22 protein-coding genes are annotated in these 25,670 nt (G+C 62.8%); 10 read left to right on the top strand and 12 right to left on the bottom strand.

Annotation, left to right across the window (positions count from 1 at the left end; genetic code table 11):
• From D781_RS14625 to D781_RS14600, 6 genes are all read right to left on the bottom strand, one after another.
• On the bottom strand, positions 1–1,251 hold the full coding sequence (locus tag D781_RS14625) for a sarcosine oxidase subunit beta family protein (protein ID WP_015673110.1): 1,251 nt from the start codon (positions 1,249–1,251) through the stop codon (positions 1–3).
• An 18-nt stretch (positions 1,252–1,269) separates the two neighbouring features.
• Complete coding sequence (gene glyA, locus D781_RS14620; protein WP_015673109.1) at positions 1,270–2,586, bottom strand: serine hydroxymethyltransferase; 1,317 nt, start codon at positions 2,584–2,586, stop codon at positions 1,270–1,272.
• Between the two features lie 147 nt (positions 2,587–2,733).
• Entirely contained in the window at positions 2,734–3,825 is a 1,092-nt protein-coding gene (locus D781_RS14615; protein ID WP_015673108.1) for a GlxA family transcriptional regulator, read from the bottom strand.
• An 88-nt stretch (positions 3,826–3,913) separates the two neighbouring features.
• A complete protein-coding gene (locus tag D781_RS14610; protein WP_015673107.1) occupies positions 3,914–4,669 on the bottom strand; it encodes a 3'-5' exonuclease in 756 nt (251 codons plus the stop codon).
• Between the two features lie 8 nt (positions 4,670–4,677).
• Positions 4,678–6,564, bottom strand: coding sequence for a DUF294 nucleotidyltransferase-like domain-containing protein (locus D781_RS14605; RefSeq protein ID WP_015673106.1), 1,887 nt, complete (start codon positions 6,562–6,564; stop codon positions 4,678–4,680).
• 35 nt (positions 6,565–6,599) lie between these two features.
• Positions 6,600–8,255, bottom strand: a complete 1,656-nt coding sequence (locus D781_RS14600) for a BCCT family transporter (protein WP_015673105.1) — start codon at positions 8,253–8,255, stop codon at positions 6,600–6,602.
• A gap of 285 nt (positions 8,256–8,540) precedes the next feature.
• On the opposite strand from D781_RS14600, the gene D781_RS14595 reads away from it, so the two are divergent.
• Both D781_RS14595 and D781_RS14590 read left to right on the top strand, forming a co-directional pair.
• On the top strand, positions 8,541–9,917 hold the full coding sequence (locus D781_RS14595; protein WP_015673104.1) for an L-serine ammonia-lyase: 1,377 nt from the start codon (positions 8,541–8,543) through the stop codon (positions 9,915–9,917).
• Positions 9,918–10,269: 352 nt separating this feature from the next.
• On the top strand, positions 10,270–11,352 hold the full coding sequence (locus D781_RS14590) for a GlxA family transcriptional regulator (protein WP_233494095.1): 1,083 nt from the start codon (positions 10,270–10,272) through the stop codon (positions 11,350–11,352).
• A 49-nt stretch (positions 11,353–11,401) separates the two neighbouring features.
• Here D781_RS14590 and D781_RS14585 read toward each other — a convergent pair whose 3' ends face one another.
• Both D781_RS14585 and vapB read right to left on the bottom strand, forming a co-directional pair.
• A complete protein-coding gene (locus D781_RS14585) occupies positions 11,402–11,818 on the bottom strand; it encodes a type II toxin-antitoxin system VapC family toxin (RefSeq protein WP_041411835.1) in 417 nt (138 codons plus the stop codon).
• Complete coding sequence (gene vapB / locus D781_RS14580; protein ID WP_015673101.1) at positions 11,815–12,045, bottom strand: type II toxin-antitoxin system VapB family antitoxin; 231 nt, start codon at positions 12,043–12,045, stop codon at positions 11,815–11,817. The genes D781_RS14585 and vapB overlap by 4 nt, the downstream gene beginning before the upstream one ends.
• 316 nt (positions 12,046–12,361) lie before the next feature.
• Here vapB and D781_RS14575 point away from each other — a divergent pair, with 316 nt between their 5' ends.
• Genes D781_RS14575 through D781_RS14550 form a run of 6 tightly spaced genes read left to right on the top strand, consistent with a single transcriptional unit; the run spans position 12,362 to position 20,051 of the window.
• The gene (locus D781_RS14575; RefSeq protein ID WP_041411834.1) at positions 12,362–13,339 is read left to right on the top strand and encodes a dipeptidase; all 978 of its coding nucleotides are present in this window, start codon (positions 12,362–12,364) and stop codon (positions 13,337–13,339) included.
• A gap of 31 nt (positions 13,340–13,370) precedes the next feature.
• Complete coding sequence (locus D781_RS14570; protein WP_015673099.1) at positions 13,371–13,901, top strand: DUF5943 domain-containing protein; 531 nt, start codon at positions 13,371–13,373, stop codon at positions 13,899–13,901.
• Between the two features lie 56 nt (positions 13,902–13,957).
• Positions 13,958–16,021 (top strand): dimethylglycine demethylation protein DgcA, encoded by a 2,064-nt coding sequence (gene dgcA, locus D781_RS14565; protein ID WP_015673098.1) that lies wholly within the window; start codon positions 13,958–13,960, stop codon positions 16,019–16,021.
• Between the two features lie 40 nt (positions 16,022–16,061).
• The gene (locus D781_RS14560; RefSeq protein ID WP_041412161.1) at positions 16,062–18,020 is read left to right on the top strand and encodes a (Fe-S)-binding protein; all 1,959 of its coding nucleotides are present in this window, start codon (positions 16,062–16,064) and stop codon (positions 18,018–18,020) included.
• A complete protein-coding gene (locus tag D781_RS14555; RefSeq protein ID WP_015673096.1) occupies positions 18,020–19,258 on the top strand; it encodes an electron transfer flavoprotein subunit alpha/FixB family protein in 1,239 nt (412 codons plus the stop codon). The genes D781_RS14560 and D781_RS14555 overlap by 1 nt, the downstream gene beginning before the upstream one ends.
• Positions 19,248–20,051 (top strand): electron transfer flavoprotein subunit beta, encoded by an 804-nt coding sequence (locus D781_RS14550; RefSeq protein ID WP_015673095.1) that lies wholly within the window; start codon positions 19,248–19,250, stop codon positions 20,049–20,051. Before D781_RS14555 ends, D781_RS14550 begins: the two co-directional genes overlap by 11 nt.
• An 81-nt stretch (positions 20,052–20,132) precedes the next feature.
• Here the strand turns inward: D781_RS14550 and D781_RS14545 are convergent, their stop codons facing one another.
• A complete protein-coding gene (locus tag D781_RS14545; protein ID WP_015673094.1) occupies positions 20,133–21,455 on the bottom strand; it encodes an aromatic ring-hydroxylating dioxygenase subunit alpha in 1,323 nt (440 codons plus the stop codon).
• A gap of 343 nt (positions 21,456–21,798) precedes the next feature.
• Between D781_RS14545 and D781_RS14540 the strand changes: the two genes are divergently transcribed.
• Positions 21,799–22,926, top strand: coding sequence for a hybrid-cluster NAD(P)-dependent oxidoreductase (locus tag D781_RS14540; RefSeq protein ID WP_015673093.1), 1,128 nt, complete (start codon positions 21,799–21,801; stop codon positions 22,924–22,926).
• A gap of 39 nt (positions 22,927–22,965) precedes the next feature.
• Here D781_RS14540 and D781_RS14535 read toward each other — a convergent pair whose 3' ends face one another.
• From D781_RS14535 to D781_RS14525, 3 genes are read right to left on the bottom strand one after another with little or no spacing between them, the layout of a single operon-like run.
• Complete coding sequence (locus D781_RS14535) at positions 22,966–23,433, bottom strand: nucleoside deaminase (RefSeq protein ID WP_015673092.1); 468 nt, start codon at positions 23,431–23,433, stop codon at positions 22,966–22,968.
• A gap of 59 nt (positions 23,434–23,492) precedes the next feature.
• Complete coding sequence (cynS, locus tag D781_RS14530; RefSeq protein ID WP_015673091.1) at positions 23,493–23,963, bottom strand: cyanase; 471 nt, start codon at positions 23,961–23,963, stop codon at positions 23,493–23,495.
• 30 nt (positions 23,964–23,993) lie between these two features.
• A complete protein-coding gene (locus D781_RS14525; protein WP_015673090.1) occupies positions 23,994–24,650 on the bottom strand; it encodes a carbonic anhydrase in 657 nt (218 codons plus the stop codon).
• A 114-nt stretch (positions 24,651–24,764) separates the two neighbouring features.
• Between D781_RS14525 and cynR the strand changes: the two genes are divergently transcribed.
• Positions 24,765–25,649: a transcriptional regulator CynR gene (gene cynR, locus D781_RS14520; RefSeq protein WP_015673089.1), complete on the top strand. Its 885-nt coding sequence runs from the start codon at positions 24,765–24,767 to the stop codon at positions 25,647–25,649.
• The last annotated feature ends 21 nt before the right edge of the window (positions 25,650–25,670 follow it).

Raw genomic sequence — 25,670 nt, 5'->3', positions numbered from 1 at the left:
TCAGTGGGCAACGCCGGCGGCGCCGTGTTCGTCCACTAAAGCGCCGGTATTGAATCGATCGATTGAGAACGGGGCCGCCAGCGGGTGCGGCTTGCCTGCCGCCAGGCTGGCGGCGAATACGTGGGCCGAGCCGGGCGTGGCTTTAAAGCCGCCGGTTCCCCAGCCGCAGTTAAACCACAGCCCTTTGACTTTGGTGGCCGACAGAATCGGGCTGGCGTCCGGCGTGGTATCGACGATGCCGCCCCATTGCCGGTTCATGCGCACCCGCGAGAAGGCCGGGAACATCTCGACGATCGCCTGCAGCGTATGCTCGATGGTGGAGTAGCTGCCGCGCTGGCCGTAGCCGTTGTAGCCGTCGATACCGGCGCCGATCACCAGATCGCCCTTGTCCGACTGGCTGATGTAACCGTGCACGTGGTTTGACATCACCACGGTATCCAGCACCGGTTTGAGCGGTTCGGACACCAGCGCCTGCAGCGGGTGGGACTCCAACGGCAGCTTCAGCCCGGCCATGCCGGCCAGCACCCCGGAGTTGCCCGCCGCCACGCAGCCGACGGTGCGGGCTTCGATATCGCCGCGGGTGGTATGCACGCCGTACACCTGGCCGTCGCGCATCATAAAGCCGGTGACCTCGGTCTGCTGCAGAATATCCACGCCCAGAGCGTCCGCCGCGCGGGCAAAGCCCCAGGCCACCGCGTCATGGCGCGCCACGCCGCCGCGCGGCTGCCATGAGGCGCCCAGCACCGGGTAGCGGGCGTTTTTCGAACAGTCGAGCATCGGCACCAGATCCTGCACCTGGCGGGCGTCCAGCACCTCGCCGTCGATGCCGTTCAGGCGGTTGGCGTTCACCCGGCGACGGATGTCGCGCATATCCTGCAGGGTATGCCCCAGGTTGAGCACGCCGCGCTGGGAAAACATCACGTTGTAGTTGAGATCCTGCGACAGTCCTTCCCACAGCTTCATCGAGTGTTCAAACAGCGCCGCGGCCTCGTCCCACAGGTAGTTGGAACGTACGATGGTGGTGTTGCGGGCGGTATTGCCGCCCCCCAGCCAGCCTTTTTCCACTACCGCCACGTTGGTGATGCCAAACTCCTTCGCCAAGTAGTAAGCGGTACCCAGCCCGTGGCCGCCGCCGCCGATGATAATCACGTCGTAGGCCTTCTTCGGCACGGGGTTGCGCCACATCCGCGGCCAGTTTTCATGGTGGTTGAGACCATGGCGCAGCAGACTTAAACCCGAATAATGTTGCATAGCGTCTCTTCCTGTCTGTTAGGCGAAAGCGGGGCGGGTCAGCGTCATGCCGTGGGTTTCGCCGTACACCGGATAGCGGGCGCACAGCTCCGCCACGTTGGAGCGCACCCAGGCTTCAATATTGTGCTGTTCTTCATGGTCGCCATCCTTGCCCCGGGCCAGGGTATCCAGGATGTCGCAGATCCAGTGCGCCAGCATTTCGCATTCGCGCAGGTCGAAGCCGCGGGTGGTGATCGCCGGGGTGCCGATACGCAGTCCCGAGGTGACGAAGGGGCTGCGGGGATCGTTGGGCACGGCGTTTTTATTGACGGTGATATGGGCGCGTCCCAGCGCGGCATCCGCCTCTTTGCCGGTAATGCCCTGACGGATCAGCGACACCAGGAACAGGTGGTTGTCGGTGCCGCCGGAGACCAGATCGAACCCGCGGCGGATAAACACCCCCGCCATCGCCCGGGCATTGTCGATCACCCGCGCCTGATAGCGGACGAACTCTTCGCTCATCGCCTCGCGCAGCGCCACCGCCTTGGCGGCGATCACGTGCATCAGCGGGCCGCCCTGCTGCCCCGGGAAGACCGCGGCATTCAGCTTTTTGTACAGCTCCTCATCGCCGCAGGCGGAGAGGATCATGCCGCCGCGCGGGCCGCGCAGCGTTTTATGGGTGGTGGTGGTGACCACGTGAGCGTGAGGCAGTGGGTTAGGGTAGCAGCGGGCCGCCACCAGCCCGGCGACGTGGGCCATATCCACCATCAGCCAGGCGCCGACCTCATCGGCGATTTCGCGAAAGCGCCGCCAGTTCACCACCCGGGCATAGGCGGAGAAGCCGGCGATAATCAGCTTCGGCCGGTGCTCGCGCGCCAGCGCCTGCACCTCGTCGTAATCAATTTCGCCGGTTTCCGGATTCAGGCCGTACTGCACCGCGTTGTAGTGCTTGCCGGAAACGTTAGGCGCCGCGCCGTGGGTCAGGTGGCCGCCGTGCGCCAGGCTCATACCCAGAATGGTGTCCCCCGGCGCCACCAGCGCCATAAACGCCGCGGCGTTAGCCTGAGCGCCGGAGTGCGGCTGCACGTTGGCGTAGTCGGCGCCGAACAGCAGGCAGGCGCGCTCGATAGCCAGCCGCTCCACCACGTCGACGTGCTCACAGCCGCCGTAGTAGCGCTTGCCCGGATAACCTTCGGCATATTTATTGGTTAACTGGCTACCCTGAACTGCCATCACCTGCGAGCTGGCGTAGTTTTCGGAAGCGATCAGTTCGATATGGTTTTCTTGACGCACCATTTCGCCAACGACGGCGGCGAAGAGCTGCGGATCGGTCTTGTTCAAATCATCGGCATTCATCTGATTATCCTCAGGGTTAGCGCTGCGGCGGCACCATCCGCCTACCGTCAGCCAAGATAGATCGGGGGGCGCCCCTGAAGATTGAACAGATGCGACAGCTTTATGTCACAATCGCGACATGTGTATTTAATGCTTTGTTATTTAAGGTTATTTAATAATGGTGTTGTTTTGTATTTTTGCGCTTAATCGCGAAACGGCCGGCGGCTCATCGTGTCGCTGAACGCCGGCGGGCGCGCCGATATGTAAAAAGAAGGGATCGACCGCCTGTTGGTGGCCCGTTTTACGCGCCTGCGACGGGGAGTAACCAAAGGTTTCGCGGAACTGGCGTGAAAAGTGAGCGGTGTCGGAAAAGCCGCACTGTTCGCCGATATCGGTGACGCTGCGCGGGGTGTAATGCAGCAGCCACAGGCCGTAGCGCAGCCGCAGGTTGCGCATAAAGCGCTGCGGGGTGACGCCCAGTTCGTCGCGGAATTTGCGCTCGATATTGCGCCGCGAGGTGCCGATGCGCCGCGCCAGATCGTCAATCGACAGCGATTCGCCCAGGTGCTGGGAAATAATATCGATCGCCCGGCGCAGCGAGCGATCCGCCACCCGTTCGAACACCACCGGCTGCGGCTGGGGATGCTCGCCGCGCCGTCCTTCATCAATCAGCATAATATGCAGGCTTTTCATCGCCCAGGCGCGCCCCAGGTGGCGCTCCACCAGATAAGCGGCCAGATCCGCCGCCGCGCTGCCGCCGGCGCAGGTGATCACATCGCCGTCGTCGACGAACAGCCGGTCGGCCACCGGCGTCACTTCGGGAAAGCGCCGGGTCAGATCGCCATGGTGATACCAGCTGACGCAGCAGCGCCGGCCGGGCATTACGCCGGCCTGAATCAGCGCGAACACGCCGGTGCAGACGCCCACCAGCGGTACGCCCGCCGCCGCCGCCCGACGGAGGTAGTCCAGCGCCACGCGGTCGGTGCGGTCGTGCTCGTCCTGTACGCCGCCGATCACCACCAGATAGTCAAAGCGCGTCGGATCGGCAAAGGGTTCGCAGGGAGAAACGGCGGCGCCGCAGCTGGAAGACGCCGCTTGGCCGTCGCTGGTCATAAAGCGCCAGTGGCAGCGTAGCTGGCGGCTGCGGTCCCCCTCATCGGCGGCCAGCCGCAGGCAATCGACGAACGCGGCAAACGGCAGCAGCGTAAAGCGCTGCAGCAGAACAAAACCCACCGTTAGCAGCGGGGAGGCGTCGGTCATCAGAGATTCCTCGTGGTGGTGACCGTCACAGCATAGCAAGAGAAGGGCCGTAGCGGCGACCGTATTGCAGCGTCAAATCGCTGCCCGTTCAGCACCACAGCGCGTCGACCGGCGTCTGCGCTGAAAAGTGGTGGGCTACTTGGGCCTGGAACAGTTCGGCGCAGGCCAGAGCGTCGGTAAGGGCATTATGCGCCGGATAGCGGGGTAGGTTATAGCGGGCGCGGCTTTCGGGCAGGCGCAGCGAGAGCCGCGCCCGGCCGCTGAACAGCCGCGCCGCCAGGCTGGCGGGACGGCTGCGGTGTCGGCGCGCCTCCAGCGCCAGCGTATCGATACAGGGAAAGGCAATCCCTTCGCCGATGCGCCGCTGCAGGGCGGCGTCGAGAAACTGCCGTTCGATGCCGCGGTGGTGCACCACCAGCACCTTGCCGGCCATCAGCTCGAGCAGCGTAATAAACAGCGCGTTCAGATCCGGCGCTTTTTCTACTTCGGAATGGGTGATGCCGTGGATCACCACCGACTCGTCGCGCAGGGCCGCGCGCGGTTTCAGCAGCCAGTGATGGCCGTGCCGCAGGCGGATGCGCTGCAGCGTCATCGGCACCAGACCGATGCTGACGATATCATCACGGCGGGCGTCGGTGCCGGTGGTCTCAAAGTCCATCGCCAGCAGCGGCACCTGGTCGATCGCGGTGTCGGGCGCGACGGCGCCCGCGCGGTAGAAGGCCCGCAGAGCGGGGTGACGCGCCTGACGGGCCAGTTCGGCCATCCGCGCCGGCCACGGCGGTGGACATTCGGCGGCGGGCTGCCGCGAGGCGGGGGTAAACGGATGCTTGCCGATATAGAACATGGGTGACCTCAGCGTATCCGGCCGGCCTGATAGCGGTATTTCAGGAACTTCTGGGCATTGCTCAGGATCTGGAAGGCATCCTTGAGGTTTTTGCGTTCGAAATCCGACAGGTTTTCCGGCTCGATATTGTTATCCGGCTGGCGTTCGGCATCCAGATCCAGCGCCTGATGGCGGATGCGCACCATCGAGATAAACTCCAGCGCGTCGCGCAGATCCTGGCCGCGCCCGTGCGGCAGAATATCCGCCTCGATAATTTCCTGCAGGCGGGCAAAAGAGTTGCGGGCGCGGGAGCCGATCGCCAGCGCATGCACGCGGATCAGATCCGCCAGCGGGGCGGTGCCGCGCCGTTTCATATTGATGGAGCGGCTGTGCTGGCCGGAAGGTTCCATCACAAACCCCTTAAAGAAGCCGAGCGGCGGCGTGCGCAGCAGCGCGTTGCGCGCCATGCAGGCCAAAAAGCGGGCGTTGTGGCGCGTCTGCAGCGCGATGCTCTGATTCAGGTGCTCCGCCCACTCGATTTTGCCCCAGACGCCGTCGAGGTCGAAAAAGATCGCGCTGTCGAGCAGGCTCTGCGGCGTGGGTTTGCCGATCCAATCGGCGAAGTAGCGCTCCCACACGGCGAGCGGCTGACGCCATTGGGCGGTGGTGGCCATAATTCCGCCTTTGCAGTAGCGGTAGCCGCAGGCCGCCAGGCCGTCGCTGACGAAGGTCGCCAGCGCGAGGAACCAGTCGTCGTGGCGAGCCGGATCGAAGGCGTTGTCGATCACCAGCGCGTTATCCTGATCGGTGACGATCAGCTGCTCCTGACGCGCCATCGATCCCAGCGCCAGAAAACAGTAGGGCACCGGCGGCGGCCCCAGCCGCTGCTCCGCCAACTCCAGCAGGCGCTGGGTAAAGCTGCGGCCAATCACCGCCATGGCGCTGCCGATCATCTGCGAGTTGGCGTCTTCGCGCACGATGCGCCTGAAGCAGGCGCGCACCTCGCCGCTCAGGGCGCGCAGTTCCTCGACGCTGTTGGCGTGGAAAATACGGCTGACGACAAACAGACTGTTCTGGGACTCATGGCGCAGGATATCCGACTGTGAAATCACGCCGATGGGCTGGCCCTGCCGCAGCACCGGCAGATGGTGCACGTTGTGGCGCATCATGGTCAGCATGGCTTCAAACACCATCTGGTGATGTTCGCCGTAAATCAGCTCCGGCGTCATGATCTCGCTGACCGGCGTATCCACGCTCAGCCCTTTGGCGATAACCCGGGTGCGCAGGTCGCGGTCGGTCAGCATGCCGGCCATTCGGGCGGCGTTGCCCATGGCGCCCTCCGGCACGCCGGCGTTCATCACCAGCAGCGAGGAGACTCCCTCGGTGCTCATCGTGATGGCGGCCTCGCGCACGGTGCCGGAGGTTTCGATGGTGACCAGCTTACGGCCGATCAGCGTATCGATACGCGAGGTCAGCAGTTCGTTGGCATCTTCGGAGCGCGCCACGGTGTGGCGCAGCCGGGTGCGGTCCTCCACCTCCACCACGTCGGCAAACGCTTCATACTGCGTAAACAGCTGGTGGAACACCGGCGCGGGGATCAGCCAGGCCAGCGTGTCTTCCAGCGCGGTGACCGGAAAGCGTACGCTGCTTTCGCGCAGCAGGCCGAACTGGCCGAAATAGCCCCCCGCGCTGAGGCGGTTGTAGAGATCGCCGTTGCGCCGGTAGACCTCAACGGCGCCGCTGCGGATCACATACCAGGCGTCCACCTGCTGGCCGAAGGACAGGATACTGCTGCCCGCCTTGAAGTAGCTGACCTCGATACTGCAGGCCGCCAGGGCCAGCGCATCCAGAGGCAGCGCGTCGAAAGGCGGATAGCGCCGCAGAAAGTCGATAATGTCCTGATGTTCGGCCTGCATGGTGACCTCCGTGGCAGCCGTAATGGTAGAGCGGTTCAGCTGCGCTCCGCGCCGGCGTTGGTACGCAGCCGCGGTTCCGTCGCCAGCCCCTTCAGCACCGAGACCGCGGCAATCAGCAGCACGATGGCGAACGGCAGCCCGGTGGTCAGCACCATGGTCTGCAGCGCCACCAGTCCGCCGCCCAGCAGCAGCGCTATCGCCACTACGCCTTGGAAGCTGCACCAGAATACCCGCTGCGGCGTTGGCGCGTTGACTTTCCCGCCCGCCGAGATGATATCGATCACCAGCGAGCCGGAGTCCGACGAGGTGACAAAGAACACCACCACCAGCAGGATGCCGATCAGCGAGGTAATCTGCGCCAGCGGCAGCGTGTCGAGCATGGTAAACAGCTGCAGCGGCAGCTCCGCATCGGCGACGGCCTTGTAGCCCAGGTCAAAAAACTGGTGGATGGCGGTGTTGCCGAGAATGGTCATCCACATCACGCAGGCCAGCGACGGGACGATCAGCACCGAGATAATAAATTCGCGCACGGTGCGGCCACGGGAAACGCGGGCGATAAACATGCCGACAAACGGCGACCAGGAGATCCACCAGGCCCAGTAGAAGGCGGTCCAGCTGGCGACGAAGTTGCCGTCGTCACGGCCGAAGGGGTTGGACAGCGCCGGCAGATACTGTAGGTAGGAGGCCAGATTGGAGAAGAAGCCGGTCAGCAGCGCCAGGGTCGGGCCGACGATAACGATAAACAGCAGCAGCAGCGCTGCCAGCATCATGTTGATTTCCGACAGGCGGCGTACGCCTTTTTCCAGCCCCGCCACCACCGAGAGCAGGGTAATGGCGGTAATGCCGATCACCAGAATAATTTGGGTGGGCTCGCCCATCGGGATGCCGAACAGATAGTTCAGCCCGGATGCGGCCTGGGAGGCGCCCAGCCCCAGCGAGGTCGCCAGGCCGAACAGCGTGGCCAGCACCGCCAGAATATCGATGATATGTCCGGGCCAACCCCAGACCGCATCCCCCAACAGCGGGTAAAACACCGAGCGCATGGTCAGCGGCAGCCCCTTGTTAAAGGAGAACAGCGCCAGCCCCAGCGCCAGCATGGCATAGATGGCCCAGGGATGCAGCGCCCAGTGGAAAATGGTGGTGGCCATGGCCAGATGGCGGGCGGTTTCTGGGTCGCCCGCGGCGGCGGCCAGCGGCGCCGTGTCGCTGCGCACGCCGTTTTCGATGCTGACGCCGCCGAGCGAGCTGGAGAAGTGCGACAGCGGCTCCGAGACGCCATAGAACATCAGGCCGATCCCCATACCGGCGGCGAACAGCATGGAGAACCAGGCCAGATAGTTGTAATCCGGCCTCGCCAGAGTACCACCCAGCCGCACCTTGCCGAGGGGAGAAAACACCAGCGCCAGGCAGAGGATCACGAAAATGTTGCCGACGCTCAGAAAGAACCAGCTCAGGTTGGTGGTCAGCCATTTCAGCACGCTGCTGAAGATAGGCTCCATCTGGCTGTGAAAGGCCAGCGTCAAGACGACAAAGATAACGATCGCCAATCCGGAGATGACAAACACGCGGTTATGAATATCCAGCCCGAACGGGCCGACGCTGACCACGATATTGTCCTGGCCCACCTGATAGTCGGTATCGTAGGGGTTAACCTCACCATCGGGTACCATCGGATCTTTTGAATCCGGCATAGTGATTCCTCCTAAGGGAATGGTTGGTGATTGCCTGAAGCCTGCGTGGGGACGGACGCAGCCTCTGGTTGATTCAGCCCGTCCAAGACGGATGATAACGGTGGGGGAGCGGTGCAAAATGCCTGTCAACGTCTTGACGGGGTCGATTTGCGACATGCGGCGCGGGCGGGATGAGACGGCGGTTTCCGGTCGGTGTGACGCCTGAAAGCGTCGTGATACGGCATTTTTTGCCGCGTATCCGCAGTAATAATGGATGCTGACATTTCAGGTTCACGGGAGAAGGTAATGAGTATCAGCGTCTTTGATCTGTTCAAGATTGGGATCGGCCCTTCCAGTTCACATACCGTGGGGCCGATGCGCGCCGCGCAGCGGTTCGTGCAGCAGTTAAGCGAACGGGGCGTGCGTGATGCGGTGACGCGCGTCCGGGTCGACCTGTTCGGTTCTCTGAGCGCCACCGGCGTAGGGCACGGCACCGATAAGGCGACGCTGATGGGGCTGATGGGCGAATCGCCGGATACGGTCGATCCCCGTACGATCGATCCCGCCATCCGCGCGGTGTGCGAGACCGGCTTTCTGACCCTGGCCGGCGGCGCCGGCGTGGAGTTTGACTGGAACCGCGACCTGCATTTCGTCGATGAAGTGTTGGCGTATCATCCCAACGCCATGCGCCTGACCGCCTTTAATACGCAGGGCGTGGCGTATGAAAACACCTTCTACTCCATCGGCGGCGGCTTTGTGCTGGATGAGAGCGAAGCCACTGCGACCGCGCATCTGGTGCCGCAGGTGGCGCTGCCTTACGATTTTAACTCCGGTGCGGAGCTGCTGGCGCACTGCCGGCGGCAGGGATTAAGGATCGCCGAACTGATGCTGGAAAACGAAAAGGTATGGCGCGATGAGGCCGATATCCGTACCGGTATCGCCGGCCTCTGGCAGGCGATGCAGGACTGTATTGCCCAAGGGCTGGAAAATGAGGGCGTGCTGCCGGGCGGGTTGAACGTGAAGCGCCGCGCGCCCGGGCTGTACCGTTCCCTGCAGCGGGCGACGGGGGCGAATGTGATTGGCACCACGCTGTCGGCGATGGACTGGGTCAATCTCTATGCGCTGGCGGTCAATGAAGAGAATGCCGCGGGAGGGCGCATGGTTACGGCGCCGACCAACGGCGCGGCCGGGATTGTGCCGGCGGTGCTGATGTATTACATGCGCTTTAGCGAGCAGACGCGGGAGCAGGACGTGGTGGACTTTCTGCTGGCGGCGGCGGCGGTGGGGGCGCTGTGTAAGAAAAACGCCTCAATTTCCGGTGCGGAGGTGGGCTGCCAGGGAGAAGTCGGCTCCGCCTGCGCCATGGCCGCTGCCGGGCTGACCGAGGTGCTGGGCGGCACGCCGGAGCAGGTGGAGAATGCGGCCGAGATCGCGCTGGAGCATAACCTGGGGCTGACCTGCGATCCGGTGGCCGGGCTGGTGCAGGTGCCCTGCATCGAGCGTAACGCCATCGCCGCGATGAAGGCGATCAACGCCGCCCAGATGGCGCTGCGGGGAGACGGGCAGCACTTTGTGTCGCTCGATAAAGTGATCCGCACCATGCGCGATACCGGACGGGATATGCAGGACAAGTATAAGGAGACGTCGCGCGGCGGTTTGGCGGTGAATGCGATAGAGTGCTGACGCCTGGCCGATGTCTGCCCGCTTATTGGGCAGATGCACCAAAAAAGCATGTGGCGCTAGGGGATTACCCGGCTCAGCACGATCCGTGCCAGCTCTGTTTTTTTGATTGCAACAGCGGCGCTAAATCACTATCGATGAATGATTATCGAGATATTGCGCATATATTTTAAATGTAAAAAGGAAGTGGCATATTTGTTGCCTTATTGTTTTCTGTGGAAGTGAAGAAGTATCAGACCCGTTTGTTCCCTCTCCTGACGAGAGACCACAGAGGCAAGAGCATATGTCTGAAGCAAATACATCATCCCGGGCAAGTATTGATAACAATAAGACACATACGGTTGGTTTTTTACTGGTGAACAATTTCACCATGATGGCGCTGGCGACGGCGGTTGAACCGCTGCGCATGGCGAACCAGTTAAGCGGCCGCGAGCTGTATGACTGGCATACCATCAGCGAGGACGGCGGCGTGGTGATGGCCAGCGACGGCATTCACATTACGCCGGATTGCTCGATGGCCGACTCCAGCGCGCTGGACGTGCTGATCGTGGTCGGCGGCGTCAACATTACCCGCAGCTACAGCCGCCGCCAGGTATGTTGGCTGCAGGCGATGGCGCGTAAGCAAATTCTGATTGGCGGCGTCTGCACCGGCCCTTACCTGCTGGCGGAGGCCGGGCTGCTGGACGGCTACCACTGCAGCGCGCACTGGGAGTGCATTGCCTCGATGCAGGAAGCCTATCCCAAGGTGCGTTGCACTAACCAGCTGTTCGTCATCGAGCGCGATCGCATGACCTGCAGCGGCGGCACGGTGCCGATGGACATGATGCTCAGCATGATCAAGCGCGACTTCGGCTATCAGCTGACGGCGGCGATCTCGGAGATGTTTATCTGCGATCGGGTGCGCAATGAGTCCGACTACCAGCGCATACCGCTGCGCCATGTGCTGGGCACCGCGCAGCCGAATCTGGTGGAGGCGGTCTCGCTGATGGAGGCCAATATCGAAGAGCCGATCGATTTGGATGAGCTGGCCACCTATGTGGGGCTGTCCCGGCGTCAGCTTGAACGTCTGTTTCAGAAGTACCTGCAGTGCTCACCGTCCCGTTACTATATGAAACTCCGCCTGTTCCGGGCGCGGCAGCTGCTGAAGCAAACCTCGATGTCGATTATCGAGATCGCGCTGGCCTGCGGTTTTGTCTCGACGCCGCACTTTAGCAAATGCTACCGCGAGCATATCGGCATTCCGCCGCGCGAGGAGCGGCGCGGCATACGCAGCCAGGCGCTGAGCGAAACCCTGCCGCAGCTGGTGACCACCGCGCTGCCGGGCCTAAACGGCAAGAAAGAGCGCGTGGCGTCGGCGGTGGCGGTGCGCGCCCTGAGCGAGGCGCGTTTTGAACCCACCTACGGTTCGGTGTCGCTGGGCTGGAGCTCGCCGCCCTAAGACCGGGCTCACCTATCATCGCCGTCTGCCCGCAACGGGCAGGCGGTGGCTATGCCACCCAGTCTTCCAGCGCCAGTCCGGGCACGCGCGCAAACTCCTTGTGATTATTGGTGACCAGAATGGCGCCGGCGGCGATGGCATGGCCGGCAATTGCGGTATCGTTGGGCCCGATCGGCGTACCGACGGCGGCCAACGCGGCCTTCAGCGCCGTGGTTTCATCCACCGCGGCGCGGTCCCACGGCAAAATGGCGTCAAGGCGGCTGCAGAAGGCCTCGACCAGTTGCGCATGACGCGGTGAGGCCTTTTTACCGATCGCACCAAAGCGCATTTCGGCATAGGTAATGGCCGACACCACGATCCGGTGGCGTTGCATCACCGCCTGCTCCAGACGCCGGATCGCCGCTGCCGGCTGCTCGCGCATAATGTAAGAGCAAATACAGGTGTCCAGCATGTAGGTGTGGCTCATGGTTTGACGCGTCCCTCGTCATTAATGATGTCTTCACGTTCCGTCATAAAGTCCGCATCGGCTTTGTCTTCCAGCAGGAACGATCCCCAGTTCGGCTTTACCGGCCGCAGGATGATGGTGTCGCCTTCACGGGCGATCTCCAGTTCGTTGACGCCTGCAAAATCCATATCGCGGGGCAGGCGGATCGCGCGGTTATTGCCGTTTTTAAACACAGATACTGTTCTCATGTTGCTGCTCCTCGCCGGGTAAAAGCGTGTTGGTAGGCATAGGGCAAGTATATGCTCCAAATTTTCACTTGTATAGGCCAAGCATATGCCCATCTTTCCCCGGTAGGTGCGTCCAAACAAAGGCCCATGGTGAACGAAATTTTCTCCGGCGCGACATCGCGATGCGACATTTTCGAGACGCGCCGTATTTTTTCGTTCGGCGTTGGCTGCGCTGTGGGTCAGGCAGGTGACGTTTTCAGAACACTTTCTTTGTAGGGTTAACTCTATGCTGTCGAACATCAGGGCCGCTCTGGCCGTTACAGACAGGGGTGGAAAGATGAACGCAGCACAGTTGCACAACGACGCCATTGTTATCGATGGTCTGGTGATCGCCAAATGGGATCGCGAACTGTTTGAAGATATGCGGCGCGGCGGTCTGACCGCGGCGAACTGTACGGTGTCGGTCTGGGAAGGGTTCCAGAGCACCGTGGACAATATCGTCGCGATGAACGCGCTGATCGAACAGAATTCAGATCTAGTGATGAAGGTGCGCACCACCGCCGACATCATGAGCGCCAAAGCGGCGGGCAAGACCGGCGTGCTGATGGGGTTCCAGAATGCCAACGCCTTTGAGGACCAGCTCGGCTACGTGCAGATATTCAAGGATCTTGGCGTCGGGGTGGTGCAGATGGCTTACAACACCCAGAACCTGGTGGGCACCGGCTGCTATGAGCGCGACGGCGGGCTGTCCGGCTACGGCCGGGAAGTGGTGGCGGAGATGAACCGCGCCGGCGTGATGTGCGATCTCTCCCACGTCGGTGCCAAAACCTCCGAAGAGGTGATTCTGGCGTCGGAAAAACCGGTTTGCTACTCGCACTGTCTGCCTTCCGGTCTGAAGGACCATCCGCGCAATAAATCCGATGCCGAGCTGAAGTTTATTGCCGACCACGGCGGCTTTGTCGGCGTCACCATGTTTACCCCGTTCCTGAAAAACGGCATTCACTCCACCATTGACGACTATGTCGAGGCCATCGAATACATCTTTAACCTGGTGGGGGAAGATCAGATCGGCATCGGCACCGACTTTACCCAGGGGCAGGATCAGGCCTTCTTTGAGTGGTTAACCCACGATAAGGGATACGCCCGCCATCTGACCAGCTTCGGCAAAATCATCAACCCGGAGGGGATCCGCACCCTCGGCGAATTCCCCAACCTGACCGAAGCCCTGCTGCGCCACGGCTTCAGCGAACATCAGGTGCGCAAGATTATGGGCGAGAACTGGGTTCGCGTTCTGGGCGAAGTTTGGGGCGAATAACCGTCAACATAAAGATTGTCAGGGAGAAACCATGAGTTCACATGCACCTGAACTGCCGATTGCGGTAGACGACGAAACCGGCGTCTGGACCACTGATGCGCTGCCGATGCTGTACGTACCGCGTCACTTTTTCGTCAATAACCATATGGCGATCGAAGAGGAGATCGGTGCGGAACGCTATGCCGCCATCCTCTATAAGGCGGGCTATAAATCCGCCTACTACTGGTGTGAAAAGGAGGCCGAGGCCCACGGCATCGCCGGCGCCGCGGTATTTGAACACTATATGAAGCGGCTCTCCCAGCGCGGCTGGGGGCTGTTTATCATCGAGGCGCTCGATCTGGAGCAGGGCACCGCCCGCGTGCGCCTGGAGCACTCCGCGTTTGTTTATCAGTATGGCAAGGTCAACCGCAAGGTCGATTACATGTTTACCGGCTGGTTTGCCGGCGCCATGGATCAGATCGCCCAAAGTCTGGGCTACGCGGTCAGAACCCGGGCGGTCCAGACCCGGAGCGCTGCCGAAGAGGGAAGTGACTACGGCGTGTTTGAGGTAGCGCCGCTGTAATACGCGACGGCCGCCTGCGGGCGGCCTGGGTTTAAGCATTGAATCAGGGTGTAGCCATGTCCCAGTTTGATCTCCTGTTCCAGCCGTTGAATATCAATAAGCTGACCATCCGTAACCGCATCGTCAGCACCGCCCACGCCGAGGTGTATGCCACCGACGGCGGCATGACCACCGAGCGCTACGTTAAATATTACGAAGAGAAGGCGAAAGGCGGCTGCGGCCTCTGCATCTGCGGCGGCTCCAGCGTGGTGTCTATCGACAGTCCCCAGAGCTGGTGGAGCTCGGTGAACCTGTCGACCGACCGCATCATTCCCCATTTTCAAAATCTGGCCGACGCGGTGCACAAGCACGGCGGCAAGATCATGATCCAGATTTCCCATATGGGGCGGCGTTCGCGCTGGGACGGTGAGAACTGGCCCAACCTGATGTCGCCGTCGGGTATCCGCGAGCCGGTGCACCGCGCGACCTGCAAGACCATCGAAGTGGAAGAGATCCGGCGGGTGATCGGCGACTTCGCCCGGGCGGCGGTGCGCGCCAAAGAGGGCGGCCTCGACGGCGTGGAGCTGTCCGCCGTGCATCAGCACATGATCGATCAGTTCTGGTCGCCGCGGGTCAACAAGCGTACCGACGAGTGGGGCGGCAGTTTTGAAAACCGCATGCGTTTCGGGATGGAAGTGCTGAAGGCGGTGCGTGAAGCGGTCGGGCCGGATTTTGTGGTGGGCATGCGCATCACCGGCGACGAATTCCATCCTGACGGCCTGAGCCATGAAGATATGAAGCAGATCGCCGCCTACTACGACGCCACCGGCATGGTGGACTACTTTGGCGTGGTCGGCTCGGGCTGCGATACCCATAACACGCTGGCCAACGTGATCCCGAATATGAGCTACCCGCCGGAGCCGTTCCTGCACCTGGCGGCCGGGATCAAAGAGGTGGTGTCGGTGCCGGTGATCCACGCGCAGAACATCAAGGATCCGAACCAGGCGCAGCGCATTCTGGAGCAGGGCTATGTCGATTTTGTCGGCATGACCCGGGCCCACATCGCCGATCCGCACCTGATCGCCAAGATCAAACTGAACCAGGTAGACCAGATCCGCCAGTGCGTGGGCGCCAATTACTGCATCGATCGTCAGTATATGGGGCTGGACGTGCTGTGCATCCAGAACGCGGCGACCTCGCGCGAATACATGGGGCTGCCGCATATTATCAGCAAAAGCGACGGCCCGCAGCGCAAGGTGGTGGTGGTCGGCGGCGGCCCCGGCGGCATGGAGGCGGCGCGGGTGGCGGCCGAGCGCGGCCATCAGGTGACGCTGCTCGAACGCGGCGAGGAGCTGGGCGGCCAGATTTCGATCGCCGCCCGGGCGCCGCAGCGTGACCAGATGGCGGGCATTACCCGCTGGCTGGCGATGGAGCTGCAGCGGCTGGGGGTGACGGTCCAGCTGGGAACCAACGCGGACGCCGCTACGGTGCGCGATCTGCGGCCGGATGTCTGCATCCTGGCGACCGGCGGCCGGCCGTTCCTTGAGCAAAACCCGGAGTGGGGGGCGGAGGACGGACGGGTGGTCTCCAGCTGGGACATCCTGACCGGCGCCGTCGAGCCGGGTAAAAACGTCCTGATTTACGACACCATCTGCGAATTTACCGGCATGTCGACCGCCGACTACCTGACCGCCAAAGGGGCGCTGGTAGAGCTGGTGACCGATGATATCAAGCCCGGCGTCGGCATCGGCGGCACCACCTTCCCGACCTATTACCGCAGCCTGTATGAAAAGGCGGTGATCATGACCTCGGATCTGGCGCTGGAGGCGGTATATCGCGAAGGCGACAAGCTGGTGGCGGTGCTGGAAAACGAGTACACCGGCCAGAAAGAGGAGCGGGTGGTGGATCAGGTGGTGGTGGAAAACGGCACCCGGCCGAATGAGGAGCTGTACTACCAGCTGAAGGCGGAGTCACGCAATCAGGGGCAGATCGATAACGAGGCGCTGTTTGCCGCGCAGCCGCAGCCGGTGCTGGCGGAGGCGGGCGAAGGCATGATCCTCTGGCGGCTGGGGGACTGCGTGTCGCAGCGCAACGTCCACGCGGCGATCTACGACGCACTGCGCCTGTGCAAGGATCTGTAACCGAACGCCCACCCGGGTTATTGCGAGAGAGGACACCATGATACTCGACAGATTACTCCCCGTGCTGCTGACGGTTGCGCTATTGCTGGCGGCGGTCGGCATCATCCGGCGCATCCGCCTGTGGCGCGCCGGCCGGCCGGAAAAGGTGGCCCTGCTGGCCGGGCTGCTGGCGATGCCGCGCCGCTATCTGGTGGATCTGCACCACGTAGTGGCGCGCGATAAGGTGATGTCGAACACCCACGTGGCGACCGCGGGCGGCTTTGTGTTGTCGATGCTGCTGATCCTGGCGGTGCATCTGTTCGGCATCCATAGCCGCTGGCTGGCCGGCGCGCTGCTGGGGGCGCTGGCGCTGATGCTGACCGGGGCGCTGTTTGTCTATCGCCGCCGTCGCAACCCGCCGTCCCGTCTGTCGAAGGGGCCGTGGATGCGGCTGCCGAAAAGCCTGCTGGTCTTCGCGGCCAGCTTTTTTATCGCCACGTTGCCGGCGGCGGGCATCCTGCCTGAAGGCAGCGGCGGCTGGCTGCTGGCGGCGCTGCTGACGGCCGGGATCGTCTGGGGGCTGGGGGAAATGGTGTTCGGCATGGCCTGGGGCGGGCCGATGAAGCACGCCTTTGCCGGCGCGCTGCATCTGGCGTTTCACCGGCGGCCGGAGCGCTTTGGCGGCGGACGCTCCACCGCGCTGAAAGCGGTGGATCTGGCGGCGCCGAAGCTGGGAGTGGAAAAGCCCAGCGATTTTACCTGGAATCAGCTGCTCGGCTTCGACGCCTGCGTGCAGTGCGGCCGCTGCGAGGCGGTGTGTCCGGCGTTCGCCGCCGGGCAGCCGCTGAACCCCAAAAAGCTGATTCAGGATATGGTGGTCGGCCTGGCCGGCGGCTCGGACGCCCGCTTTGCCGGCAGCCCCTATCCGGGCATCGAGGTCGGCAAGGCGTGCGGCGCGCCGCATCAGCCCATCGTTTCCGGGCTGATCAATCCGGAAACGCTGTGGTCCTGCACCACCTGCCGCGCCTGCGTTGAAGAGTGCCCGATGATGATCGAGCACGTGGACGCGATTGTCGATATGCGCCGCTTCCTGACGCTGGAGAAGGGCAGCACCCCGAACAAGGGGGCCGAAGTGCTGGATAACCTGATCGTCACCGACAATCCCAACGGGTTTAACCCGCGCAGCCGCACCAACTGGGCGGCGGATCAGAACCTGCGGATCATGAAGGAGGTGAAGCAGGCGGACGTACTGTTCTGGGTGTCCGACGGCGCGTTCGATATGCGCAGCCAGCGCATTCTGCGCGCTTTTGTGAAGATCCTGAAGGCGGCGGGAGTAGACTTCGCCATACTGGGGGACGAAGAGCTGGACAGCGGCGACGTGGCGCGCCGCCTGGGGGATGACGCCACCTTCCAGCGTCTGGCGAAGCGCAACCTCGCCACCCTGGGCAAATACCGTTTCAACCGCATCGTCACCACCGATCCGCATGCCTTCCACTGCCTGCGCAACGAGTATCCGGAATTCTGCCCCGAGGGCGAGAAGCCGGATTACGAGGTGCTGCACCATACCACCTTTATCAACGAGCTGGTGAAGGCGCAGCTGCTGAACCTGAATGACTACAAGGGCGGCAGCGTCACCTGGCACGACCCGTGTTATCTGGGGCGCTATAACGGCGAGTATGAGGCGCCGCGCGAGCTGCTGGCGGAGCTGGGCATCCAACTGGCCGAGATGGAGCGTTCCGGCTTCCGCTCCCGCTGCTGCGGCGGCGGGGGCGGCGCGCCGATTACCGATATTCCCGGCGAACGGCGGATTGCCGACATGCGGATGGAGGACGCCCGCGCCACCGGCGCGGCGCTGATCGCCGTCGGCTGCCAGCAGTGCACCGCGATGCTCGAAGGGGTGGTAGAGCCGCGTCCGGAGGTGAAGGATATTGCCGAACTGGTGGCGGAGGCGCTGGCGGAGCCGAGCGCGCCGCCGGTGGTCAGACGCAAGAGTGAACAACCTGCGATGGAGGTAGCCTGATGAGCGAGATTCTGCGCAGAGACCCGCGCGCCGAATGGATTGCGCGCAACCGTCTGCATCCGCAGCACGCGGCGATGATGATGCCGGCGGGCGAGTCGCGCGGCCCGTCCGGGCTGATTCGCCGCAACCCGCACGCCGTGGGCTTTATCGGTCCGAACGGCATTCGCCGTATTGACCGGATGAATGTTGGTATGCCGGCCCTGCGCGGCGGCCAGCGGGCGGTCAGCGCGGTACAGACGACGCTGCTGCCGCTGCACCGGGTGGAGCAGCCCGACTACTACATTGCGGTGGTGCCCGATATGGTGGGCGGACGGCTGAGCGATCACGACCGGGACGTGCTGGGCCAGGCCCATGCGCTGATCCGCGAGATCGGCGGCGCCGGAGCGGTGCTGGCCGTGGTGTTCGGCGATCACCGCGAGCAGGGGTTCGCGACCGCCGGCGTTGACCGGCTGCTGGAACTCAGCGGCGACGGCTATCAGGCGTATGCGCCGGAGCTGCGCGTTGCCGCCCTGAGCGAGGTGGAGCGCCAGTTTGCGCCGCGCCACTGGCTGCTGCCGGACAGCGTGGCCGGCGGTTTTGAGCTGGGCTGCCGGCTGGCGGCGCGTCTGGGCGAGCGCCCGGCCACCCAGGCTTGGCGGGTCGATGCCGCGCAAAGCGTCTGTCGCGGGGCCGGCGGCAGTATCGATATTACCCGTGCCACGCCGCGTATGCTGCTGTTGGCGGCGGAGTGCGCCGATCCGGTGGACGAAACCCGCCATGAGGCGCTGCCGGTGCAGTTGCAGCAGGTGGTCAATGCGGCAACGCGCATTCGCGATGATGGTCAGGTGGCGGTGGATCCCAACGCGGTGGCGCTGGCGGAAGCGGAGTTTATCCTCTCGGCCGGCAACGGCGTGCAGGACTGGACGCTGTTCCACCAGTGCGCCGAAGCGCTCGGCGCCACCGAAGGCGCCAGCCGGGTGGCGGTGGACGATGGCCATATGCCGCGTCAGCGCCAGGTCGGCGCCACCGGCACCTGGGTCACCGCCCGGGTCTATGTGGCGGTGGGCATTTCCGGCGCAATCCAGCATCTGCAGGGCATCGGCCAGTGCGACAAGGTGATTGCCATTAACACCGATGCCGGCTGCGATATGGTGAAACGCGCCGCGCTCAGCGTGATTGGCGACAGCAGCGAGGTTATGGCCCAGCTGATCCGGCTGGTCAGAGAGCACCATCAGGGGGAATTTGAACATGCGGCCTGAGAAGCAGAATGCAGACCTGCGCGTGACCGCGCTGGTGTCGATCGGCAAGCATCCCGGCTCCGGGCGCGAGCGCCGCGCCGGACAGGACGCCCGGGCGGTGGAACTGGCGTTGACGCTGGCGCCGCAGGGGCTGGAGGTGCTGCACGCGGGTGACCCCGGCGCCGAAGCGCTGCGCAGCTATGCCGGTATGGGATTGAACACGTTGCGAGTGCTGGAGCAGGGTGAGTGCGCGGATGTGGTGCCCGCCCTGTGCCGCTATCTGAGCCAGGAGAAGCCGGATATCATCCTGACCGGCGTGCGCGCCGAGAGCGGCGAATCGTCCGGCATGGTGCCTTACCTGCTGGGGGAAACGCTGGGCATGCCGGTGGTGACCGGCATTGCCGATATCGTCAGTATCGACGGCGGCGAGGCGCAGCTGCTGCAGGCGCTGCCGCGCGGCCAGCGCCGGGCGCTCAGCGTACCGCTGCCGTTTATCGCCAGTGTTGATCTGGCGGCGCCGGCGCCGCGTCAGAGCGCTTTCGGCCCCGCCAGCCGGGCGCAGCTGACAAGTACGGCGGCGGGCGTTGCCTGCCACGACGAAGCGATGGCGCAGTGGAGCGAGGCGCCGGCGCGTAAGCGGCCGAAGCGTCTGCAGGTGGTGAAGGCGAAAACCGCCGCCGACCGCTTCAAGGCGGCGACCGCGAAGTCGCAGGGCGATGGCGGGCGCATTCTGCGTGATAAGCCGGCCGCCGAGATGGCGCAGGCGATATTCGATCTGCTGCTGGAAGAAGGAGTGGTGCGCGGCGGCCGGTAAGGCGCGGGTTTTTTTATCTCGGGAAAAGGACATCGCGTTGCCCGGCTCTCTCAGGCGAGAGGGCCGGGGCAAAAGGGGGAATCAGCCGTACTGCCGTTCAGCGTCGGGCACGCCGATCGGGTAGTGCTCACTATTATCCGCCGCGTCCATATTCTTCAGTACGGTATCGCTGTACCAATCCAGGAAGTTGATCACGCCAAATTCGTAGGTTTCCGAATACGGGCCGGGCTGATAGCCGATGGAGTTAATGCCGCGCTGGTTCTCCTCGCCCAGAATGCGGTCCTGATCGTTGGTCGCATCCCAGACCTGACGCAGGCGTTCTGGATCGTAATCGACGCCCGGCACCGCATCCTTATGTACAAACCATTTGGTGGTCACCAGCGACTCCTGGGCGGAGATCGGCAGCACCCGGAAAACGATAAAGTGATCGCTCTGCATATGGTTCCAGGAGTTGGGCAGATGCAGGATGCGCATCGAGCCCAGCTGACGGTTCTGAATGCGGCCGAGCAGCTTGGTGCAGCCTTCGCTGCCGTCGATGGTCATCACGTTGGCGCCCGGTTTCAGCGGCATGCGGACGATGCGGTTGCGCTGGCCGAAGCTTTGATGGCGATGCGGGATCCCTTCCTGATCCCACTGCTCCGCCTGCTGATTGTAGTAGGCGATAAACTCCGGCGTGGCGCGCGGATCGTTGGTGTCGTCCCACTCCAGCAGGGTGTTGAGCAGTTCCGGGTGGCTGCCCGCGCAGTGGTAGCACTCGCGGTTGTTTTCCAGCACCAGCTTCCAGTTGGCCTTTTCATACATCTCGGATTCGGTCGCCAGCTTGGTGTTTTCCACGTCGTACGGCGCCATATATTCTTCGAGCGTCGCCAGGAAGTCATCAAAGTCGGATTCCGGCACCTGCTCCGCGATGCAGACAAAAATAAAGCCGCCGGCGGTGCGGCAGTGCGCCGGCTTCAGCCCGTGCTGACGCGGCTCGAAGCCGTCGCCCATATGGGTGCCGGCGAACAGCAGGTTGCCCTTCAGGTCGTAGGTCCACTGGTGGTAGGGACACACCAGGTTCGCCACCTTGCCGCGCGGCTGCTGGCAGATGCGCGAGCCGCGGTGGCGGCAGGTATTGTGGAAGGCGTTGACGGCGCCGTCGGCGTCGCGCACCACCAGCACCGGATTCTGGCCGATTTCAAGGGTGAAGTAGTCGCCCTTTTTCGGGATTTCGCTGGTCATGCCGACGAACAGCCACTCTTTCTGAAACACCTCCTCCATATCAATGCGAAACATGGTCGGGTCGTTATACAGCGGCTGCGGCAGCGAGTAGTTCGGCTGGCGCCGTTTGAGCAAGTCGGTCATCTGTTCGCGAGCATCGGTAATGCTGGCGCAGGTGATATTCAGCAGATCGTTATGACTCATGATGTTGCTCTTCTCATTCAGATCAAAGTGTGTCGCGCCCGCGCGCGGACGCATCCTGGTTGTAACAACGCCCCGTTCCCGGTCACCCCATTAGAGAAATGGGTCACTGTCACAGCAGATGCTGCGCCCTGTCGAGAATACGTTATGTTCTGGCTGCGACATCAATCCCCTCCGTTAGAGACGTTGAGGGAAACTATTGTTGTCCGGTGGTTTTTTCAGATATCCCGATGTCGTGAATAAGTAAATGGCAAACGAGGGTTGAACTGAAAATTCAGTCGTATTACGGCCGCGCCGAACCATCGCGTGCTATTCATCGACACCTGGCCCACAGGAAGCATTCCCTATGACCAACCAGACTATTTCGGTAGTAAATACCGGCGCTTTTGAGCCGGTAACCACCCAGACTTGGATCAACGGTCGTCATGCTGTGCGTTGCGTCAAAGTGATTCAGGAAACCTGGGATGTAAAAACCTACTGCTTTATGGCCGAGCAGCCGATCATGTTCTTCTTTAAGCCCGGCCAGTTTGTTACCCTGGAACTGGAGATCGACAGCGAGCAGGTGTTCCGCTCCTACACCATCTCCAGCTCGCCGTCGGTGCCCTACAGCTTCTCGATCACGGTCAAACGGGTGCCGGGGGGCAAGGTGTCCAACTGGCTGCATGACAACATGAGCGAGGGGATGGAGCTGGCGGTGCATGGTCCGGTTGGCCAGTTTAACTGTATCGACAACCCGAGCGACCGGGTGCTGTTTCTGTCGGGCGGCGTCGGCATTACGCCGGTGATGTCGATGGCGCGCTGGTATTTTGATACCAACGCCGACGTCGATATGGTGTTTGTTCACAGCGCGCGTACGCCGCGCGACATTATTTTCCAGCGCGATCTGGAGAATATGGCCGCGCGCATCGCCAACTTTAAGCTGAACCTGGTGTGCGAACGCTACGAGTCCGGGCAGAACTGGGGCGGCTATCGCGGCTTCTTTAACCACGCGATGCTGGAGATGATGGCGCCCGACTTTATGGAGCGTGAAGTCTACTGCTGCGGCCCGACGCCTTATATGAAGGCGGTGCGCACCATGCTGCAGGAAGTCGGCTTCGATATGCGCCGCTACCATGAGGAGTCGTTCGGCGCGACGCCGGAGCCGGTGAAAGAGCAGGCGCAGCAGGATGCCGAACAGGCGGCGGAAGAGGCCGAAGCGATACCGCGTTCCGATCTGATCCAGGTGTTCTTCTCCGCTACCGGCAAGAGCGTGCAGATTGCGCCGGGGGAAACCGTGCATGCCGCCGCCGCCAAGCTGGGGCTGCATATTCCCAAAGCCTGCGGCATGGGCATCTGCGGCACCTGCAAGGTGAAGCGGCTGGAGGGGGCGGTAGAGATGGCGCATAACGGCGGCATTACCGATGAGGACGTCGAAGAGGGTTATATTCTCTCCTGCTGCAGCGTGCCGACCGGGGACGTGGTGGTGGAGTATTAAGCTTGCGATAACGGAGGGGGCTGGCCCCCTCCGGGCGGCTCAGCGGGCGTTCAGCGCCTGCCAGCGCTGATACACGGCGATTGCGCCCTGATGCCGTTGCTGAATCATCGGCAGACGGCGTTCGCCCATCGGCTTGGCGTACTCATCGTAGAAGGTTTCCAGCTCAAAGTACTTGCGGTCGTCCTTATAGAACGGCGCGTAGTCTTCGCGGGTGGTGAGGTAAATCACCCGTTTGGGGCTGCAGTAGTAGAGTGAGCCCAGACACATCGGGCACGGGCTGGCCAGAATGTAAATGTCGCAGTCCGTCAGGTGCTCGGTGCCGAGCTTGCGGCAGGCGGCGCGCACCGCCAGTATTTCGGCATGCGCCGTCGGATCGTTGGTCTGGGCGACCTGGTTGGCGCTTTCGGCGATGATTTCACCGTTGCGCGCGATGACGGTGGCAAACGGCCGGCCGCCTTCCTCCACGTTCTTCATGGCCAGATCGATGGTGCGTTGCACAAAATCCATAGCGTTCTCCTGCTGTGACTATCAGCGCCATGCCGCCGTCGGCATGGCGTCTGCGTGGGTTAGAACGGTTTGGTGGGCAGATACTTGCCGTCCAGCGTGATTACCGCGCGTGAACCGCCTTCCGGGTCGTCCACTTTCTGCACGTCCAGTTTAAAGTTGATGGCGCTGATAATGCCGTCGCCGAACTTCTCATGCACCAGCGCCTTCAGCGTGGTGCCATACACCTGCAGCATCTCATAGAAGCGATAAATGGTCGGGTCGGTCGGAATGCGCTGCTCAATGCTTCCGCGCAGCGGGATGGTCTGCAGCAGCGCGACGGCGTCGGCGTCAAGCCCCAGTTTCTCCCCCACGCTGGCGGCGGCCTGCGCCGGCAGCGCGTGCTGGCCGAGCAGGGCGGCGGTGACGAAGGCTTCGCTCAGGCCGGTGCCGTCGGTGATTTGGGCAAAGGAGAGGTCCTGGCGGGCCTTGGCCAGCAAAATAACCTCGGTCAGCGCCTGACGCGCGTGGTTGCTTACTTGAGACTGAATCATTAGGGTCACCTTATGGGTTAAAGACAAGGGTTACACCGCCGCCGACTGGCGGGGCAGTGCGCGGGTTTGCGGATGGTCCGCCAGAGAAACAAAGGCGCCGCGTGCGCCGTCGAAGGCATCGATGCCGCCGCTGGCAATGTCATAGACCCAGCCGTGCAGCGCGGCGCGCCCCTCCTCCAGCGCCAGACGCACCGAAGGGTGGGTCTGAATATTCGCCAACTGGGCAATCACGTTTTCACGCACCATATCGTCCACTTTGGCGCGCGGCGTCAGGTGCTGACGCGCGGCGTTAACGATGCGCGCCGAATCGGCGTAGCGCAGCCAGGCGCTGACCGCCGGCAGGTGCTCCATACAGCTGCAGTTGGCGACGGCGGTCATGGCGCCGCAGTCGGAGTGGCCGCAAATCACGATGTCGGTCACCTGCAGGGCGGTGACGGCGTACTCAATCGATGCCGATACGCCGCCCGGCTCCGGGCCGTAGGACGGCACGATATTGCCGGCGTTGCGTATTACAAACAGATCGCCCGGCTCGCGCTGGGTCACCAGCTCCGGCACCAGACGGCTGTCGGAGCAGGAGATAAACAGCGCGCGCGGGCTTTGCCGCGTGGCCAGATCCTGAAACAGCGCGGCCCGCCCGGGGAAGATATCGCGCTGAAATTTAAGGAAACCTTCAATAATGTCTTTCATGGCTGCTCCCGCAACGGCGTAGTGATGGGATGCCTGGCAGGTTACGCCTGAGTATGTATAAGGTAAAATATCGGATATGGATAAACTGAATAACTAAAACTTATAGGTGGCGTCATGCTTCTGCGGCACATCAACTATTTTATTGCGGTTGCGGAGCACCGCAGCTTCACCCGCGCGGCGTCGGCGCTGCACGTTTCACAGCCGGCGCTGTCGCAGCAGATTAAACAGCTGGAAGAGCGGCTCGGCGCGCCGCTGTTTGACCGCAGCGGACGGGAAATCCAGCTGACCGACGCCGGGCAGGTCTATCTGCGCTATGCGCAGCGCGCCCTGCAGGATCTGTCCGCCGGGCAGCGGGCGATCCACGACGTCAGCGATCTGAGCCGCGGTGCATTACGCATCGCCGTTACGCCCACCTTTACCAGCTATCTGGTCGGCCCGCTGGTGGAGGCGTTTTATCAGCGCTATCCCCGGATCACGCTGTCGCTGCGTGAGATGTCGCAAGAGCAGATGGAGGAACAGTTGCTCGACGATCGGCTCGATCTCGGCATTGCCTTCGAAGAGGTGCGTTCAACGGAGATCGTTACGCAGCGTTTGCTGGTGGAGACGCTGGCGCTGGTGGTGGGCCGCCACCATCCGCTGGCCGGGCAGCGGACGCTTGGCCTGCAACAGCTGAATAACGAGGCGCTGATTTTACTGACGGCGGAATTCGCCACGCGCGAGCAGATTGACCGTTACTGCGGCCGTCAGGGCATTTATCCCCGGGTGCAGATGGAGGCCAACTCATTAAGCGCCGTGCTGGAAATCATCCGCCGTACGCCGTTATCCACGCTGTTGCCGGCGGCGGTGGCCAAAGAACAGGCCGGGGTGGTCGCCATCGCGCTGGAACCGCAGTTGCTGCAGCGCACGGCAGTGCTGATGCAGCGCCGCGGGGCGTATCAGACCGCCGCCGCGCGGGCGTTTATCGCGCTGGCGCAGGAAAAATTACCGGATGACGGTTAAAAATCGCGCCCCGGGCTGACC

The organism is Serratia sp. FGI94 (assembly GCF_000330865.1).
In the GTDB taxonomy this organism is placed as follows: Bacteria; Pseudomonadota; Gammaproteobacteria; order Enterobacterales; family Enterobacteriaceae; genus Serratia_B; species Serratia_B rubidaea.
The sequence above is the reverse complement of the archived record's forward strand: the minus strand, read 5'-3'. Positions and strand labels throughout refer to the sequence as shown.

What these genes read in the sequence shown, in the direction of transcription:
- D781_RS14610 (WP_015673107.1), bottom strand. Translation starts at nt 4,669, where the DNA reads ATGTTCTATATCGGCAAGCATCCGTTTACCCCCGCCTCGCGGCAGCCC.
- D781_RS14595 (WP_015673104.1), top strand. Translation starts at nt 8,541, where the DNA reads ATGAGTATCAGCGTCTTTGATCTGTTCAAGATTGGGATCGGCCCTTCC.
- D781_RS14540 (WP_015673093.1), top strand. Translation starts at nt 21,799, where the DNA reads ATGACCAACCAGACTATTTCGGTAGTAAATACCGGCGCTTTTGAGCCG.
- D781_RS14615 (WP_015673108.1), bottom strand. Translation starts at nt 3,825, where the DNA reads ATGACCGACGCCTCCCCGCTGCTAACGGTGGGTTTTGTTCTGCTGCAG.
- D781_RS14570 (WP_015673099.1), top strand. Translation starts at nt 13,371, where the DNA reads ATGAGTTCACATGCACCTGAACTGCCGATTGCGGTAGACGACGAAACC.
- dgcA (WP_015673098.1), top strand. Translation starts at nt 13,958, where the DNA reads ATGTCCCAGTTTGATCTCCTGTTCCAGCCGTTGAATATCAATAAGCTG.
- D781_RS14605 (WP_015673106.1), bottom strand. Translation starts at nt 6,564, where the DNA reads ATGCAGGCCGAACATCAGGACATTATCGACTTTCTGCGGCGCTATCCG.
- vapB (WP_015673101.1), bottom strand. Translation starts at nt 12,045, where the DNA reads ATGAGAACAGTATCTGTGTTTAAAAACGGCAATAACCGCGCGATCCGC.
- D781_RS14600 (WP_015673105.1), bottom strand. Translation starts at nt 8,255, where the DNA reads ATGCCGGATTCAAAAGATCCGATGGTACCCGATGGTGAGGTTAACCCC.
- D781_RS14535 (WP_015673092.1), bottom strand. Translation starts at nt 23,433, where the DNA reads ATGGATTTTGTGCAACGCACCATCGATCTGGCCATGAAGAACGTGGAG.
- D781_RS14545 (WP_015673094.1), bottom strand. Translation starts at nt 21,455, where the DNA reads ATGAGTCATAACGATCTGCTGAATATCACCTGCGCCAGCATTACCGAT.
- D781_RS14575 (WP_041411834.1), top strand. Translation starts at nt 12,362, where the DNA reads ATGAACGCAGCACAGTTGCACAACGACGCCATTGTTATCGATGGTCTG.
- glyA (WP_015673109.1), bottom strand. Translation starts at nt 2,586, where the DNA reads ATGAATGCCGATGATTTGAACAAGACCGATCCGCAGCTCTTCGCCGCC.
- cynR (WP_015673089.1), top strand. Translation starts at nt 24,765, where the DNA reads ATGCTTCTGCGGCACATCAACTATTTTATTGCGGTTGCGGAGCACCGC.
- cynS (WP_015673091.1), bottom strand. Translation starts at nt 23,963, where the DNA reads ATGATTCAGTCTCAAGTAAGCAACCACGCGCGTCAGGCGCTGACCGAG.
- D781_RS14555 (WP_015673096.1), top strand. Translation starts at nt 18,020, where the DNA reads ATGAGCGAGATTCTGCGCAGAGACCCGCGCGCCGAATGGATTGCGCGC.
- D781_RS14625 (WP_015673110.1), bottom strand. Translation starts at nt 1,251, where the DNA reads ATGCAACATTATTCGGGTTTAAGTCTGCTGCGCCATGGTCTCAACCAC.
- D781_RS14525 (WP_015673090.1), bottom strand. Translation starts at nt 24,650, where the DNA reads ATGAAAGACATTATTGAAGGTTTCCTTAAATTTCAGCGCGATATCTTC.
- D781_RS14550 (WP_015673095.1), top strand. Translation starts at nt 19,248, where the DNA reads ATGCGGCCTGAGAAGCAGAATGCAGACCTGCGCGTGACCGCGCTGGTG.
- D781_RS14585 (WP_041411835.1), bottom strand. Translation starts at nt 11,818, where the DNA reads ATGAGCCACACCTACATGCTGGACACCTGTATTTGCTCTTACATTATG.